The organism is Dyella sp., assembly GCF_035508675.1.
Lineage (GTDB): Bacteria > Pseudomonadota > Gammaproteobacteria > Xanthomonadales > Rhodanobacteraceae > Dyella_B.
This window is the reverse complement of the sequence record NZ_DATJMN010000098.1, coordinates 1-16,483: the sequence shown is the minus strand read 5'-3', so window position 1 is coordinate 16,483 and position 16,483 is coordinate 1. Positions and strand designations below refer to the sequence as shown.

Annotated in this window: 17 protein-coding genes; 12 read left to right on the top strand and 5 right to left on the bottom strand. The window is 62.2% G+C overall.

Annotated elements, in window-relative coordinates:
* Position 1 precedes the first annotated feature (1 nt).
* From VMA74_RS05575 to galU, 5 genes are read left to right on the top strand one after another with little or no spacing between them, the layout of a single operon-like run.
* Complete coding sequence (locus VMA74_RS05575) at positions 2-232, top strand: DUF1049 domain-containing protein (RefSeq protein ID WP_325365632.1); 231 nt, start codon at positions 2-4, stop codon at positions 230-232.
* Positions 229-1,404: a lipopolysaccharide assembly protein LapB gene (lapB, locus tag VMA74_RS05570; protein ID WP_325365630.1), complete on the top strand. Its 1,176-nt coding sequence runs from the start codon at positions 229-231 to the stop codon at positions 1,402-1,404. The genes VMA74_RS05575 and lapB overlap by 4 nt, the downstream gene beginning before the upstream one ends.
* Positions 1,397-2,443: a glycosyltransferase family 4 protein gene (locus VMA74_RS05565; protein WP_325365628.1), complete on the top strand. Its 1,047-nt coding sequence runs from the start codon at positions 1,397-1,399 to the stop codon at positions 2,441-2,443. The genes lapB and VMA74_RS05565 overlap by 8 nt, the downstream gene beginning before the upstream one ends.
* Complete coding sequence (locus tag VMA74_RS05560; RefSeq protein ID WP_325365626.1) at positions 2,430-4,325, top strand: nucleoside-diphosphate sugar epimerase/dehydratase; 1,896 nt, start codon at positions 2,430-2,432, stop codon at positions 4,323-4,325. Before VMA74_RS05565 ends, VMA74_RS05560 begins: the two co-directional genes overlap by 14 nt.
* Positions 4,326-5,198: a UTP--glucose-1-phosphate uridylyltransferase GalU gene (gene galU, locus VMA74_RS05555; RefSeq protein ID WP_325365623.1), complete on the top strand. Its 873-nt coding sequence runs from the start codon at positions 4,326-4,328 to the stop codon at positions 5,196-5,198. It abuts the gene before it with no gap.
* A 12-nt stretch (positions 5,199-5,210) separates the two neighbouring features.
* On the opposite strand, the gene VMA74_RS05550 is transcribed toward galU, so the two are convergent.
* Positions 5,211-5,987, bottom strand: coding sequence for a DUF2182 domain-containing protein (locus VMA74_RS05550; RefSeq protein WP_325365621.1), 777 nt, complete (start codon positions 5,985-5,987; stop codon positions 5,211-5,213).
* Positions 5,988-6,065: 78 nt separating this feature from the next.
* Positions 6,066-6,833 (bottom strand): DUF899 domain-containing protein, encoded by a 768-nt coding sequence (locus VMA74_RS05545; protein WP_325365619.1) that lies wholly within the window; start codon positions 6,831-6,833, stop codon positions 6,066-6,068.
* Between the two features lie 111 nt (positions 6,834-6,944).
* On the opposite strand from VMA74_RS05545, the gene VMA74_RS05540 reads away from it, so the two are divergent.
* Both VMA74_RS05540 and VMA74_RS05535 read left to right on the top strand, forming a co-directional pair.
* Positions 6,945-8,165 (top strand): helix-turn-helix domain-containing protein, encoded by a 1,221-nt coding sequence (locus VMA74_RS05540; RefSeq protein ID WP_325365617.1) that lies wholly within the window; start codon positions 6,945-6,947, stop codon positions 8,163-8,165.
* Positions 8,166-8,196: 31 nt separating this feature from the next.
* Positions 8,197-8,829: a PQQ-binding-like beta-propeller repeat protein gene (locus VMA74_RS05535; protein WP_325365615.1), complete on the top strand. Its 633-nt coding sequence runs from the start codon at positions 8,197-8,199 to the stop codon at positions 8,827-8,829.
* Positions 8,830-8,864: 35 nt separating this feature from the next.
* Here VMA74_RS05535 and VMA74_RS05530 read toward each other — a convergent pair whose 3' ends face one another.
* Complete coding sequence (locus VMA74_RS05530; protein ID WP_325365613.1) at positions 8,865-9,815, bottom strand: GNAT family N-acetyltransferase; 951 nt, start codon at positions 9,813-9,815, stop codon at positions 8,865-8,867.
* Between the two features lie 242 nt (positions 9,816-10,057).
* Between VMA74_RS05530 and VMA74_RS05525 the strand changes: the two genes are divergently transcribed.
* The gene (locus tag VMA74_RS05525; protein ID WP_325365611.1) at positions 10,058-11,347 is read left to right on the top strand and encodes an FAD-binding oxidoreductase; all 1,290 of its coding nucleotides are present in this window, start codon (positions 10,058-10,060) and stop codon (positions 11,345-11,347) included.
* Positions 11,344-11,697: a tRNA-binding protein gene (locus VMA74_RS05520; protein ID WP_325365609.1), complete on the top strand. Its 354-nt coding sequence runs from the start codon at positions 11,344-11,346 to the stop codon at positions 11,695-11,697. Before VMA74_RS05525 ends, VMA74_RS05520 begins: the two co-directional genes overlap by 4 nt.
* 20 nt (positions 11,698-11,717) lie before the next feature.
* On the opposite strand, the gene VMA74_RS05515 is transcribed toward VMA74_RS05520, so the two are convergent.
* Entirely contained in the window at positions 11,718-12,641 is a 924-nt protein-coding gene (locus VMA74_RS05515) for an MBL fold metallo-hydrolase (protein ID WP_325365607.1), read from the bottom strand.
* Between the two features lie 136 nt (positions 12,642-12,777).
* Here VMA74_RS05515 and VMA74_RS05510 point away from each other — a divergent pair, with 136 nt between their 5' ends.
* A complete protein-coding gene (locus tag VMA74_RS05510; protein ID WP_325365605.1) occupies positions 12,778-13,131 on the top strand; it encodes a hypothetical protein in 354 nt (117 codons plus the stop codon).
* Between the two features lie 302 nt (positions 13,132-13,433).
* On the opposite strand, the gene VMA74_RS05505 is transcribed toward VMA74_RS05510, so the two are convergent.
* Positions 13,434-13,568: a hypothetical protein gene (locus VMA74_RS05505; protein ID WP_325365603.1), complete on the bottom strand. Its 135-nt coding sequence runs from the start codon at positions 13,566-13,568 to the stop codon at positions 13,434-13,436.
* Positions 13,569-13,971: 403 nt separating this feature from the next.
* Here VMA74_RS05505 and VMA74_RS05500 point away from each other — a divergent pair, with 403 nt between their 5' ends.
* Together VMA74_RS05500 and VMA74_RS05495 are read left to right on the top strand one after the other, a co-directional pair.
* Complete coding sequence (locus tag VMA74_RS05500) at positions 13,972-15,708, top strand: copper resistance system multicopper oxidase (RefSeq protein ID WP_325365601.1); 1,737 nt, start codon at positions 13,972-13,974, stop codon at positions 15,706-15,708.
* Positions 15,705-16,483 (top strand): copper resistance protein B (locus VMA74_RS05495; RefSeq protein ID WP_325365599.1); only part of this gene is annotated, 779 nt, incomplete at its 3' end. The genes VMA74_RS05500 and VMA74_RS05495, both read left to right, overlap by 4 nt.

Here is a 16,483-nt window from a genome sequence, read left to right as displayed (position 1 = left end):
ACTGTTCATCGCCGGGGGAGTGATCCTGGGGGCGCTCAATGCGGACCTCGTTGGCTATGACCTCGCGTTTGCACGCGTCCAGGTTCCCAAGGGCGCTGCCTTGCTGGCCATGCTCGCACTGGGGTGGATTCTGGGCGGCCTGACCGCATGGCTTGGCGTCACCACGCGCCATCGTCGCGAGCGCCGGCGGGCGGCGAAGGGGCAAGGCGCCAAGGCCGCGAAAGCACCATGAGCAGCTTCTATTCGCTGCTGGCCCTGCTCATACCGGCAGCCTTCCTCAGCGGCTGGTGGACCGCGCGGCGTGCGGGCGTGCGTCGTTCGGGAGCGCAGGTCAGCGAGCTTTCCTCCGATTACTTTCGCGGCTTGAACTACCTGCTCAACGAAGAACAGGACAAGGCGATCGAGGTATTCCTCAAGCTCGCCGAATACAACCGCGACACCGTGGAAACGCACTTAGCGTTAGGCAACCTGTTTAGGCGTCGCGGTGAAGTGGATCGAGCCATCCGTCTGCATCAACATCTGGTCTCCCGGCCCGGCCTGTCGGAGGGCATGAAGACCGTGGCCTTGCTGGAACTAGGCGAAGACTACATGCGCGCCGGTCTGCTGGACCGCGCCGAAGCGTTGTTTTCGGATCTGGTGGCGATGAACGCCCATGCACCCTCGGCGCTGCGTCACCTCATTGCCATCTATCAGCACGAGCGCGATTGGCACAAAGCCATTGAACATGCGCGCCGGCTGGAGACCATGACGCGCGAAGAAGAAGGCACCACGATCGCGCAGTTCTATTGCGAGTTGGCCGAGCAATCGCGGCAACACGGCGCACGTGCTGAAGCGCGGGAGTATTTGCAGCAAGCGTTCGCTTCCCAGGCCAATTGCGTGCGCGCCTTCATGCTGACCGGGCGCCTGCACGCGGAAGAGGGGCAGCATGCCGATGCGGTGGATGCCTATGAGCGCGCGGTGGAGGCGGATATCGCCTTTGTGCCGGAAATCCTGCCGCCTTTGCTCGACAGCTATGCACGTTCCGGCCAGATGGAACGGGCGGAACGCTTCCTGCGCGACATTCTCGCGCGTTATCACGGTATTTCACCGGTGCTTGCACTGACGCATCTGTATCAGCAGCGCGACGGTGAGAAACCCGCCATCGATTTCCTCACTTCGCAGTTGCGCCAGCGTCCTTCGGTGCGCGGGCTGATGGCCTTGATCGACGCCACCATGGACAAGATCGAAGGCGAGGCGCGCGAGAATTTTCTGATCCTGCGCGACCTCACGCGCAAGCTGCTCGAAGGCCAGGCCATGTATCGCTGCAGCCATTGCGGTTTCGGCACCAAGGCGCACCATTGGCAGTGCCCGAGCTGCAAAGGTTGGAGCACGATCCGGCCGATTCACGGGGTGGCCAATGAGTGACGCGATCGCGGCTGGTGTTGGCCCGATTGCGCTTGCCGTTCTGTCTGCCTTCCTTGTCGCACTGGGCGTGGTGCGCGCGTCCATCGCCTATGCGCATCGCCGTGGCATGTTCGATCAGCCGGGGCAGCGCCGTTCGCACACGATACCGACGCCGCGCGGCGGCGGTATCGGCATCGTGATCGCAGCGCTGCTGACAATGCCGATATGTCTGCTGCAGCCGTCCTCGTTCTGGCCGCTTCACCTGACGGTCATGCTGTTGTTCGCAACGGCGATGATTGCCTTGATCGGGTGGTGGGACGATCACAATTCCTTGCCGGTTCTTCCACGTTTCGGCGTGCAACTATTGGCTGTTGCCCTGTTTTCACTGGCGTTGGTGGGTGGTCCTTTGAGCTGGCTGTGGTTGCCGCTCTGGATAGTGGGCGGAACGTGGAGCGTCAATCTGCATAACTTCATGGACGGCATCGATGGCCTGCTTGCGCAGCAAGGCATGTACGTCGCGTGCGGCCTGGCTGTGCTTGCAGGGTGCACGGGCCAACTCGCGCTGGCGGGGACCGCGGCGTGCGTGGCGGCAGCTTGCCTGGGCTTCTGGTACTACAACCGCTCGCCGGCACGTATTTTCATGGGGGACGTGGGTAGCGGGGCCATCGGCCTGCTGCTGTTTGCGTTGACCGCCATGTTATGGCGCCTGCATTGGCCGCTGGTATGGCCGGCCCTGATCCTCAGTTCAGCTTTCGTGACGGATGCCAGCCTTACGCTCCTTACCCGTATGCTGGCAGGCAGGCGCTGGTATGCTGCGCACCGCGAACATTTGTACCAATGGATCGTACGCAGGGGCCATACGCATGCGGCAAGTTCGGCCTGGTATCTGGGGTGGAATTTGCTCGTGGCGGCACCGTTGGCGTGGTTGGCGTTCGAAAAACCAGGGATGGGGCTATTGGCCTGCATCGTCACTTATGCGATCGCGGCGGTCGTTTGGGCTTGTGCCAAGCGCCGCCTGATCAAGCGGGATCGATACAAGGTTCGTCATGTCCATACGTAAATGGGTCGGCACAGTTCATCCGCGGGCGGCAGTGGTTCTGCACGACCTGCTCGTTACCGCCCTGGCATGGTGGGTGGCCAAGGAACTGCGCTACGCGCTGGACCCCAAGCTGATCATCGCCTTCGAACCGTACGAATTTCCGATCGTGCTGATGGTGCAGGGCATGGTCTATGCGTGGACCGGCTTGTACAAAGGCGTATGGCGCTTCGCCAGCCTGCCGGATCTGTGGAACATCCTGCGCGCGGCCATCGTCGGTACCGTGGCGATCGGCGTTTCCCTGTTCCTGTATGGGCGCCTGGATGGCGTGCCGCGCTCGGTGCTGTTGCTGTATCCCTTCGTGCTGGCCTTGTTCCTCGGTACGCCGCGCCTGGCCTATCGCTTCTGGAAAGACAGCCGCATCGATCTTTTCATGAGCGCCAAGACCCAGCGCGTACTGATCGTCGGCGCCGACAGCGCCGGCGAAGCGCTGTCGCGTGATCTGCACCGCGATAGCCGCTACATGGTGGTCGGCTTCGTGGACGACCGGCGCTCGCTGCGCGGTGCGCGCATCAATGGCAAGCCGGTGCTGGGTTCGGTGGAACAATTGCCGGACGTCGCCAAGGAAGCCGCCGTGCAGATGCTGCTGATCGCGCTACCCGGCGCCAGCGCGCGCCAGATGCGCCAGGTGGTCGAGCTGTGCGATCGCACGGGCTTGCCCTATCGCACCGTGCCCAAGCTCGAAGACGTCGTGGCCGGCCGCGCGCATTTCAATCAGATCAAGGAAGTATCGATCGAAGATCTGCTTGGGCGCGATGCCGTCGAGTTGGATTGGACCCGGATCCGCGAAACCTTGACCAATCGCCGCGTGCTGGTCACCGGCGGCGGCGGCTCGATCGGTTCGGAGTTGTGCCGGCAGGTGGCCCGGCTCGGCGTGCAGGCGCTGACCATCGTCGAATCGTGCGAGTACAACCTGTATCAGATCTCGCAGGAATTGCGCGGGGCCTATCCGGAGCTGCTGCTCAACTGCGTGCTGGCCGACTGCGGCGATACCGTCGCCATGCGCCGGCAGTTCGCCGAGGCAAAGCCGCAGGTGGTGTTCCACGCCGCCGCTTACAAACACGTCCCGATGCTGCAAGGCCAGCTACGCACGGCGGTGCGCAACAATGTGCTGGCCACGCGCACCGTGGCGGACCTGTCGAGCGAAATGGGCGTGGAATGCTTCCTGCTGATTTCTACCGACAAGGCCGTCAATCCGACCAGCGTGATGGGCGCGTGCAAGCGCATTGCGGAAATCTGGTGCCAGAATCTCAATGCCCATTCGAACACCCACTTCATCACCGTGCGGTTCGGCAACGTGCTGGACTCGGCCGGGTCCGTGGTCCCGCTGTTCCGCCAGCAGATCCAGACGGGCGGCCCCATCACGGTGACCCATCCGGAAATATCGCGTTACTTCATGACCATTCCGGAAGCCACGCAGCTGATCCTGCAAGCGGCGGCCATCGGGCAGGGGGGCGAGATCTTCGCGCTGGACATGGGCGAGCCGGTGAAGATCCGCGACTTGGCCGAACAGATGATCCGGTTGGCCGGCAAAAAGCCCGGTACGGAAATACCTATCGTCTACACCGGCCTACGCGCGGGTGAAAAATTATTCGAAGAACTGTTCCATCCGCTGGAAAACTACAGCGCGACGACACACAACAAGATATTTCTTGCACAGCACCGGCCGGTGTCGTGGGAGTTGCTGCAGGCGCAGATGGCCAAGGCCACCGAAGCGGTACGCAGTTTCAACGAAGACGATCTGCGCCAGTGCGTGTCCAGTCTGCTTCCATCATTTAGCTGGAGCGACGTTGCCCAACCCAGCAACGTCATTCCGCTACGCCGTAACGATATTGGAGAGAAGTGAGTGAGCAAGCCATTGCGCAAGGTGGTGTTTCCAGTCGCCGGTCTCGGCACGCGGTTCCTTCCGGCCACCAAGGTGGTGGCCAAGGAAATGCTGCCGGTGCTGGACAGGCCGCTGATCCAGTACGCCGTCGATGAAGCCGTCGATGCCGGGGCCGACACGCTGGTATTCGTCACCAACCGCTACAAGCACGCCATCGCCGATTACTTTGACAAGGCTTACGAGCTGGAAGCCAAGCTGCAGGAAAAGGGCAAGGACGAGCTGCTCGCCCTGGTGCAAGGCACACTGCCGCGCAACGTGCGCGCCATCTTCGTGACCCAGCCCGAAGCATTGGGCCTGGGCCACGCCGTGCTGTGCGCCAAGCCGGTGGTGGGGGACGAGCCCTTCGGCGTGGTCCTGCCGGATGACCTGATCTGGAACAAAGGTAAAGGTGCCCTGCGCCAGATGGCCGAGTTGGCCGAATCCGAACATGCCGGCGTCATCGCTGTGGAAGAAGTACCGCACGACCAGACCGACAAATACGGCATCGTCGACGCCGAACCAGTGGATGAGCGCAGTGCGCGCATCCGTTACATGGTCGAAAAGCCCAAGCCGGCGGACGCGCCGTCCAACCTGGCCGTGGTCGGCCGCTACGTATTGCCCGGACGCATCTTCCAATTGCTTGAGCAGACCAAGCCTGGCGCAGGTGGTGAAATCCAGCTTACCGATGCTATCGAAGCCTTGCTGACCGAGCAGGGCAAGGTACTGGCGTATCGCTTCGAAGGCACCCGCTTCGACTGCGGCAACAAAGCCGGCCTGGTGCGCGCCACCATGCATATGGCGATGCAGGATCCGAGCCTGGCGAAGGTTGTACGCGAAGTCGCCAAGTCGTACTGAGCGGTTGCACCTTCATCCGGCAATAAGAAACAGCCCAGCCGCGATCACGACAGCGCCGATGGCTTGCGCCACAAGCTTGCTTGCTGGCGCCAGCCGCTCCGCCGTGATCGCGACTGTCACGAACGCCATCGCGCGCAAGTCCATCACGCCGATCACCAGCTGAATCGCCGTCAGATTGGCGCAGCTCAGGCAACAATGCAGCCCCAGGCACATGCCTTGCCGCCATGCGGCGCTTGTCCGTAGCGGCAGCATGGGCGCGTGCCGCAGCGCCTGCCGGCAACGAGCCAAGTGGCGGGCCTTCCAGGGCGTGAACTGGAGCGCACCGGCCACCAAGACGATGACCCCGGTTACCGATGGAATGAGGTGCGCGAACCACGGCCACCGCATATCCGCTGCCGCCGACGCGGCCGCCAGCGGAAACACCAGCATGCCGAACAGGGTCCAGGCAAAGAAATAACCCACGGCCACCAGCACGGTCAGCCGTTCCAACTGCATGCCGCTCGTCGCGCTTACGGCCTGGCGATAGTGCCGCAGCGCAGGGACCAGGGATGGCAGCATCATCGCAGCCATCATCACGTTCCACATGGCGATAAACGATATTGCCATGCCACCCCACGTCTGACCGGGCATGCGCATCCACGTCATCGACATGGCCCAGCCGCCCGGCATCGGCATGGCGTCCATGGGGGACATGGATGCGCAGCCGACGATGGTCAGTGTCGCGCTAAGAGCAAAGAACGTCGCCGAGGCGGCAAAGAAGGTGCGGTCGGAAGTCTGCGAGGTAATCATGGTGCGTCTCGCTGCGAGGTTTCATACCATCGACGTAGCAGCTGCCGCGTTTTCGACATGCGGCGTGCGGAACCGTCGTTACCGCTTGGCGTACTCGTCGTGGCGGCGCCACCAGACGCCGGTTTCATTGCGCCCCTTGGGCGCCCGGTCCAGCCACTGGAACATGCCCCATAGGCCGTCCAGGCCGCGCGCGTAGGTCGAATAGGTGTGGTAGACAACGCCGTCTTCCATAGCGAACGCGCTCATTCCCGGCCGTTCACGCACGTAAGCCAGTGCGTCCGTTCCGCTGGCCTTGGCCTGGTCGAGCACGACTTGCGGAAACGCGGTGGTTGCATCCATCGCATGGCCACCGCGTTGATAGTTGTATTCGTACGCGCCTTCGCGCTGCTGTTCTTCCGTGATGGAGACGGTGAAATCGAAATTGAAATCGCCACCGAGCGAAGACGCCCACGGAAACGTCCAGCCCAGGCGCCGCTTGTAAGCCTGCAGCTTGCCCAGCGGTGCGCGCGATACCGCCCACAACATCACATCGTGATTCGCCAGGTGCGTAGCAATGCCGTTGAACCCATCGGCGATCGCCGAGCAGGAAGGACAGCCCGCCGTGAACTCGGGCCCGAACATGAAGTGATAAACGAGAAGCTGCGAACGCTCGCGGAACAGATCGGCGAGCGACGCGCCGCCGTCGTCGGTATCGAAGCGATATCCCTTGTTGACGGACACCCATGGCAGGGCCTGTCGTTGGCGAGCCAGCTCGTCGCTGCGATGCGTGAGTTCCTTTTCCGCCTTGAGCAGCTCGATTCGCGCTGCCAGCCACTCGTCGCGTGTACCAATCGTATGCGTGGTCATTGCCGTTACTCCGTCGGTTGAGTTCGTTAATGGCCAGGTGCTTCGTGGCCATGGGCTATAGTTAACGCGGTGCTCCGAACGGGTGGGAGTGACAAGTGTGGCGCGATTCCCATGGACTCACTGATCACGGCCGCCGCACGCGCACTCGCCGCGGGTGATCCATTGGGCGCCTTGAAGCGGGTCGCCCTGCGCGACGATGCGCCCGGCCTCGCGTTGCGAGGCATCGCCATGGCGCAGCTCGGCGATTTCGCGCGAGCCAAGGCGCTGCTGCGCAGCGCGGCGCGCAGGTTCGGTGCCAGGGAAACGGTGGCTCGCGCCAGATGCATCGTTGCCGAAGCCGAAATCGCGCTTGTTTCGCGTGATCTGAGTTGGCCGGTAAAAGCGCTGGAAGCCGCGCGCGCCACCCTTCAATCGCACGGCGACCGCGTCAATGCGGTGCATGCGCGCACTATCGAAGTGCGCCGCTTGCTTCTGCTTGGCCGCATCGACGACGCCGAGCGCATGCTCGCCGAGCTCGATCCAGCCCCCTTTCCACCCGCATCCCGGGCCGCGCACGAGCTGGTCGTCGCCGGCATGGCCATTCGCCGCCTGCAGACAAAGCGTGCGCGCGCTGCGCTGACCAGGGCGGGGCAGGCCGCGCGCGTGGCGAACATTCCGGCCTTGCTGGCGGAAGTCGAAAGCGCATCACGCGTGCTGGAGGCGCCTGCGGTCCGCTTGATCGCACGTGGCGAAGAACACCTTCTCTTGCTGGAAGAAGTCGAGACGCTGCTCGCATCACCCACGTTTGTGGTGGATGCATGCCGCCATGTCGTGCATGGCGGACACACGCTCGTCTCGCTTGCAACGCGTCCCATCTTGTTCGTGTTGCTGCGTCACCTGGCGGAGGCGTGGCCTGCCGATGTGTCGCGCAGCCTGCTGATTGCCGATGCGTTCCGCACCCGGCATGCCGATGAATCGCATCGCGCACGCCTGCGGGTCGAAGTAGGGCGGTTGCGCGCCATGTTGCGTCCGATGGCGGATGTCATCGCGACGGAGCGAGGCTTTGCGCTCGCGCCACAGCATGCCAGCGAGGTGGTGGTGTTGGCGCCGCCAGTCGAGGAACGGCATGCGGCGATGCTTGCCTTGCTTGCCGACGGCGAAGCATGGTCGAGCTCCGCCCTGTCCATCGCGCTCGGCGCCAGCCTGCGCACCGTGCAGCGCGCGCTCGAATCACTGGCCGCCGCCGGCAAGGTGCAGTCGTTCGGCCGCGGACGGGCGCGCCGCTGGATGACCCCGCCCGTACCGGATTTCCCGTCGATTTTGTTACTCCCAGGGCCGCTGCCGAGTGACTAGGATGGCCTCAACCATCGAGCAGGAGCGCACCATGAAACGATCTGCAGCCCATATCGTACGAGAGTACGGCCCTTTCCCGGGGATCGAACGGGTAGCCGGCGTAACCTACGACGGCGAGCACGTATGGTTCGCCTCCGGCGACAAACTCAACGCACTCGATCCGGCGAGCGGAGCGCTGGTGCGATCCGTGGACGTCGCGGCACATGCAGGCACCGCTTTCGACGGGCAACACTTGTTCCAGATTGCCGAGGACCGCATCCAGAAAATCGATCCGCAGAGCGGCCAGGTGCTCGCGACCATTCCCGCGCCCGGTGGCGGCGGCGACTCCGGCATGGCCTGGGCCGAAGGCTCGCTGTGGGTCGGCGAATACCGTGAGCGGAAGATCCATCGCATCGATCCCGACACCGGCGCCATTCTCAACACCATCCAGTTCAACCGCTTCGTCACCGGCGTCACCTGGAGCGAGGGCGAACTGTGGCATGCCACCTGGGAAGGGGACGAGAGCGAAGTGCGCCGTGTCGATCCGGCAACGGGGGACGTGTTGGAGCAACTGGAGATGCCACCCGGCCTGGGGGTATCGGGGCTTGAAACCGATGGCGGCGACCGTTTTTTCTGCGGCGGCGGAAACAGCGGCAAAGTGAGAGTCATTGCGCGACCGAAGTGATGCGCTGATACCGGCCCGGCCCGTAGCTTCAAGGCTCAACCCGGGAGCCAGAATCCACTGAGTCCGCGCGAGACGCGATGGCACCATTGATCCTTGTATTCGGTATTGGCCTTGCCATAGCTGTAAACGAGAAGCTTATCCTCGCGCCGGCTTTCTTCGCAGGCATGGTATCCATTGATGTAGGAAAGCAGCGCCCCTGGGCTAATGTTCTTGTGCAGTCCTTTGTCGACGCCACCATTAATATAATCGACGCATATGGTACGGCGAGTATCGGCTCGAAAATTGATTTGAATGGCAATGGGTTTCTGATCCAGCCACAGGACTTTCCCGAACAGGAATTTTTTTAATGCCGAAAAAGTCGTGCCAAGTGACTGGGCGGCATGCGGCGCACTATTCCAGCGCTGCTGATGCAGGTCTGCATAGATGGCAGCCAGCTCTTCGCCGTGAAATTCCTGCACATCACGAATGGTGCCGCCCTGGCGTTCAAATCGGCGCTCCTTGATCTGGAACTCCTTTTTGCCAGAGGGTAGCTCCTCAGGGATTTTCCGGAGCAGGGCCATTTTCTTCTTTGATTCGGGGCCATAAAACAGGGTGCCGCCGATCTGCTGGTATTGCAAATCGAGCAGATATTTTGCCTTGTAAAGAATCGTACATCGATGCTCAGGATCGATCGGCAAATACATCGCCGGATAGCCGAAATCAACCTTATCGCCCAAGCGGTTGGCTTGCAGCGCCGAATGGTCGCCTGCTACGTATGCTCCCCAAACAGGGACGGCGCCGATGCATTGTCCGCGCCGAAAATAGCCCCGATAGCGGACTTTTATGCCGTGTGCATCTTCAAAATACTTCAAGACATCGGGATGAATGATGAAGCTGCCGCCCCACTGCTGGTAGAAGTGGGCATATTCTTCCGCGCTGAGCTTGCCGGTATTTAGCGATCGAAGACTGTATTTGAAATCCGAAAACAACGATGGCCCCAGTTTCACTTTTTATCCAACGACATTGATTTCAGATGAAAATGGAGGCGACCTTGTCACGGATAAAGCTCGATGGCCTGTTGGGTGAGATGCGCCGCCAAAACACGCCAAGGATACTATGAATAACGCAAGGCTAAGGCCGGATGAAATCCAAACATGTGCTTCGTGTCCTAATGCTGGGAGTCCATCTCAGCCTACATGGCCACCAAACTGCGCTATCCTCGGTGCCCTAACCGCCCGGTTTACCATCCATGAAGCAACCCCCGGTGCCGTCCTATTATCGCGCCACGGCCACGCCGTACGAGCCTTATGCGCCGCTGCAAGGGCGGGTGGAAACGCGGGTAGCGATCATTGGCGGCGGGTTTGCCGGGTTGAATACGGCGCTCGGGCTTGCCGAGCGCGGCATGCGCGACGTCGTGGTGTTGGAACGCGAGCAGATCGGGTTCGGCGCATCGGGCCGCAACGGCGGCTTTGTATTCGGCGGTTATTCGCTGGGTGAAGAAATGCTGCGTCAACAACTGGGCGCGGACCGTTCGAAGCGCATCTTCGACCTCACCACCGCGGCGGTGCAGCGCATACGCGAACGCGTCACGCGCTACGCCATCGCCTGCGACATGGTCGACCAGGGCGTAATTTGGGCCAACTGGTTTCGCGATCCAGACGTGCTGCGCAAACGGCAGCACGTGCTGGCCGAGCACTATGGCGTGCATTGGGAGTGGCTGCCGCAGGAAGAGCTGCGCGAACGCGTGCGTAGCGAGCGCTATTACGACGGGCTTTACGAACGCAATGCGCTGCATCTGCACCCACTGAATTACGCCATCGGGCTCGCGGCGGCGGCTGCAGGGCAGGGCGTGCGCATTCATGAAAACAGCGACGTCTGGCGCCTGCGCCGCGAAGGCAGTCATTGGCAGATCAGCACGCCGCAAGGCGAGTTGCAGGCCGAGCAGGTGGTGCTTGCCTGCGGCGGTTATCTGGCAGGCCTGCACCGGAAGATCGATCGCTCTGTGCTGCCGATCGCCACGTACGTGATGGTGACCGAACCCTTGGGCGATCGCCTGGATGATTGCCTGCAGACACGCGCCGCCATTTATGACACTCGCTTTGCTTTCGATTATTACCGGCCCTTGCCGGATACGCGATTGCTGTGGGGCGGCAGGATTTCCATCCGCAATCGTTCCGCCTCTGCCGTGCAGCGGGTGTTGATGCGCGACTTGCTGCGTGTCTTTCCCGCGCTGAAAGGCATACGCGTCGATTACGCCTGGTCCGGCTTGATGAGCTATGCGCGTCACCAGATGCCGCAGATCGGCACGGATGGCGAGGGGCTATGGTGGGCGCAGGCGTTCGGCGGCCACGGTCTGGCGCCGACCTGCGCGGCCGGTGAGTTGCTGGCATCGGCCATCGCCGAAGGCGACGAGGCTTGGCGGCAATTTGCCGGCTACGGGCTCGCGCATGCGTATAAACCGCTGGGCTTGCTGGCTGCGCAGGCCAGCTACTGGTGGCAGGAATTCAACGATTGGTTCAAGACGAGTCTGGAAGGATGAACGTACAAGCGGTGGCAGCCGAAGCAATCAGCTGGGCGGATTTCGAGAAGGTCTTGATCGTGGCCGGCACGATCACGCGCGTGGAGGCTTTTCCCGAAGCGCGCAAGCCGGCCTGGAAAGTGTGGGCGGATTTCGGCCCGTATGGCGAACGCAAGACCAGCGCGCAGATCGCCGCGCTGTATACGCCGGAGACGCTGGTCGGTCGCCAGATCGTAGGCGTGATCAATTTTCCTGAGAAGCAGATCGGGCCGTTCCGCTCGCAGTTTTTGCTCACCGGCTTTCCCACCGAGCAAGGCGTGGTGATTACCAGCATCGAGCGCGCGATACCGAATGGGACGAGGCTGGCCTGAGCGCAGGTGGCTAACCCGATCTACGCGCGATCCAGCCAGACACCCAGTCCCTGCGCATTAAGCTCGATATCTGCTCCCAGCCAATGCACCAACGTCTCGCGATCGCCATGCCAACCATGTTGCGCCGTGCGCGTTGCGTAAAGCTCGGTCAATGCATGCACGAGCCGCGCGTGCCGATCGCTTGAATCCTTGGCAGCGCGTGCGACGGCAACCATCGCGTCAATCATCTCGTGCAGCTTGCCGGCGAGCTGTTCAACCTGTTCGACGCGGCCGAAATGCGTCAGGCACATCGCCGCGGGCTTGAGCGCCAGCAGCCGATTGATCGAGGCATGCAAGGCTTCCGGATCGAACTGCACCGGCGTGGTCGTCGGCAGGATGAAGGGGCCTTGCGCAGTGTCGAACTCGCGATAAGAAAGGCCGAACGTGTCGCCGGTAAAGCACACATTGGCCTGCTCGTCGTAGATCGCGATGTGATGCCTGGCATGCCCGGGCGTATCAAGACAACGCAGTAGCCGGCCATGCAAGTCCACCACGTGTCCATCCGGCGCTTCCACGATGCGTTCCACCGGCACCGGACGAAGCTGGCCGTATGCCTGTTCCATCACGTCCTCGCCATAAACGGCCAGGGCGCCGGCCCACAACTGCGACGGATCGGCCATGTGCCGCGCACCGCGCGGATGCACGACCAACCTGGCGTTCGGCAGCCGCGCCATCAGTTCGCCCGCGCCGCCCGCATGATCGAGATGAACATGGGTCAGGATCAGCCAATCCATCTTCGACGCATCCAGGCCGGCATCAGTCAGCGCGGCCAACAGACGCGGCACGGAATGGTTGGTGCCGCAATCGACAAACGCGCCGTGACCCTGGTGAGTCAGCAGGTAAGCGGCGTCGAAGCGTGGCCGAACGAAGCCGGTATCGACGGTATGAATGCCGTGGGAAGTCATGGAATGAGCGTATCCGAGCGAGAAGCCAAGGTGCGCAGCATGCACCACTTTTATCCAACGATTCGATTTTCAACTCATCTGAATATCTGCGTCGCCATAATGAGTCGGCCAGACAGCTGCCATGAGGAAAATCGTCATGCATGCGAGTTCGATCGGGCTCTTCACGTGCCTGTTGGGTGCGGCGCTGCTCGGTGGCATCACCGCCTCGGCGCAGGACCAGCCGCCACCCGGTTCCATGCCCAGCAGGGGGCAAGATGCCGGAGTCGGCATGACGCACACGATGAAGACGAACGACATGGTCAGCATGCACGGCATGCACAATATGCCGGCAACGGTGATGCATGCCGACCCAAAGACTGGCGTCGTCGATGTGGAGGCCGAAGGCATGGCGTTGCGCGTGCACTTTCCGCCGGCATCGATGGTGAATTTGAAAGCCGGCGACAAGATCGGGTTGTACATGGGATACAGCCACGCGAATGTGGTGAAGTAAGCGAGCGTGCCGCATGCGGCGTAGGTTGGCGGTGAGCGCAAGCGAACCCCAACGTCGCCATGCAGAAGCGATGTTGGGGTTCGGCTCCGCCTCACCACCAACCTGCGCAAGCTTTCCTCCAAGGACAGGCGGAGTGGATCCAATCTCTGGACCCACTCCAGAGTTGCAGTCACAAACGCATCAACCCTAAGCTTGCGCCTATGTCCTCCTCGTTGTCCCTGCGCCGCTTCGCCACGTCACGCCTTCTGTGCGTGACGGCATTGCTCGCGTGGCTGCTGATGACGATATCGTTGCCCGCCGCATCATTCGACGCGATGACCGGTCAAGACCCCGTTGTCCTCGGTATGGCGGCCATGACGATGGATCACGCCATGCACGCCGATACCATGACGATGGGCGGTAATCACGTCGGCCATTGTTGCGGTGATGCGACGCATCCGGCGTGCCATTGCGCAGCCATGTGCGGTGCGGTGCTGCTTCCTGCCGTGCCGGCATGGCATGGCCCGATGCAATTGGCAGCTGTCCATCTCTCTATACGCGGCGTTGCTGCGCCGACACCCAATCCCATTCCTCCCTTGCGGCCGCCCGTAGTTTGACTGCATGCGTGACCTAGGGATGCTCTGATTAATCCACCGCAGGCCGCAGCAACCCTGTGAGTCCGCATAGCTTCGGTCCATCGTTTCGACAGACGGCCAGTCTGCCTTCGCCGATGACCCTGTGCTCTGCGAACACACAGGGCCGCTGCGACCTACGCTGAATTAAGCAGAGTATCCCTAACTTCCCGGCGCGATGCATCGCATGCGTTTGCCGGGCCGTTCCGCTTTGCAAGGGATTTATCACATGAACCTGTTTTATCCGCCGCCGGCGCTCAATCTGGCGCGGCGGCGATTCGTCCAGGGCCTCGCAGTGGGTGGTGCCGCAGCGACATTGGGACTGTTGCGGCCGGCACGCGCGGCCACGGCCGTTCCCTCGGTGTTGTCCGGTACGGACTTCGCCCTGGACATCGGCCAGATGCCGGTGAATGTCACGGGGATGCCCAGCGTCGCCACCACCGTCAACGGCAGCCTGCCTGGGCCCATTCTGCGCTGGAAGGAAGGCACGCAGGTACGCCTGCGCGTCACCAATCGGCTGCGTGTGCCGACCTCCATTCATTGGCACGGCATTCTTCTTCCGTTCGACATGGATGGTGTGCCGGGCATCAGTTTTGACGGCATCGCGCCGGGCGAAACCTTCGTCTACCAGTTCAAGGTGCGGCAGTCGGGTACCTACTGGTATCACGCGCATTCGGCTTACCAGGAGCAGACGGGGCTGCTCGGTGCGCTAGTGATCGATCCCGCAGGAAACGAACGTTTTGCCGCCGACCGCGACCACGTGCTGGTGCTCAACGACTGGAGCGACGACAACCCTGCCGGCATCTACGCACGCCTGAAGAAAAGCAGCGATTACTACAACACTGCCCAGCCGACCGTGGCCGATTTCATCCGCGACGCACAGCACACGAGCCTGCGCGAGGCGTTCGCCAAGCGGCGCATGTGGAATGCCATGCGCATGAATCCGACCGACTTGAGCGATGTCACCGGCTATACCTACACCTTTCTGATGAACGGCCATCCGCCGGCCGGCAATTGGACTGGCCTGTTCCGTCCGGGCGAGAAAGTGCGGTTGCGCATCGTCAATGGTTCGGCCATGACCATTTTCGACGTGCGCATTCCCGGCTTGAAGATGACCGTGGTCAGCGCCGACGGACAGGACGTGGAACCGGTTGCCGTGGACGAGTTCCGCATAACGCCGGCCGAAACCTACGACGTCATTGTCGAGCCGCAGGAAGACCGTGCCTACACGGTGTTCGCGCAAACCATCGACCGCAGCGGCTATGCGCGCGGCACGCTGGCGCCACGTCCCGGCATGCAAGCCGAGGTGCCGGCGATGGACCCGCGCGTGTGGCTGAGCATGCAGGACATGATGGGCGACATGTCTGCGCAGCATGACCATGGGCACAGCGATATGCATGCCATGGATCACATGCAAGGCATGCAGGGCATGCCCGGCATGACCATGGATGACCACGCGCCCAAGCTGAAAACCGGCCCCGGCGTGGACATGCGCGTGCCGGCACCGAGCACCCATCTGGATGATCCCGGCGTTGGCTTGCGCGGCAACGGCCGGCGTGTGCTGACATACGCCGATTTGCATACGATCGGCGGCCCCATCGACCAGCGTGAACCCGAACGCGACATCACTTTGCATTTGACCGGCAACATGGAACGCTACACCTGGTCGTTCGACGGCGTGAAGTTCTCGGATGCCAAGCCGATCCGCTTCCGATATGGCGAGCGGCTGCGCATCGTGCTCATCAACGACACCATGATGCACCACCCCATCCACCTGCACGGCATGTGGAGCGAGGTGGAAAACGACGACGGTGATTTCCAGGTGCGCAAGCACACCGTCAGCGTGCAGCCGGCGCAACAGATCAGTTACGCGGTAACTGCCGATAACCCGGGCCGCTGGGCGTATCACTGCCACATGCTGTTCCACATGGAAGCGGGCATGTTCCGCGAAGTGGTGGTGGCATGAACGGGCATGTTTTCCGAGAGAGGCCTGCCGTATGGCTGGCATGCGTGGCGTTGGCCATGCCTGGCACGGGCGTGGCGCAGGATGCCTCGTCCGTGAGTCATCACGACGAACCACCACCAGCCATGCAACCCATGGACATGAACGACAGCGCCAGCTACGCCATGCTGCTGGTCGATCAACTGGAGTTCACCCATGGCTATGGCGGCAACGGGCCGGCGTGGGAAGCCGAAGGCTGGTATGGCAATGACAGCGACAAAATATGGATCCGCACCGAAGCAGAGGGCCATCGCGAGCAGATCGAAAGCGGCGATGTGGAAGCGTTCTGGAGCCATGCGGTTTCCGCGTTCTGGAACACGCAACTGGGCGTCAGGCACGACCTGGGCATCGGGCCGCAGCGCAACTGGGCCGCTTTGGGCGTGGAGGGAATCGCGCCGTATTGGCTCGAACTGGAAGCCACGGGCTATCTCAGCAACCAGGGGCGCGTCGCCGCACGCCTGCGCGCGGAATACACTTTGCGCTTCACCCAGCGTCTGATGCTGCAACCGGAGTTCGAAATCAAGCTTTACGGCAAGTCCGACCCGGCGCAACGCATCGGCAGCGGGGTATCGGATGCCCAGCTTGGTTTGCGTCTTCGCTACGAAATCACGCGACAATTTGCGCCTTACGTCGGCGTGGTAGGGTCTCGTCGTTTCGGCGCCACGGCTGCGTTCGCCCGCATGGAGCGCGAACCGGTCTTCGACCGCCAGTTCGTGGCCGGCATCCGCTTCTGGTTTTA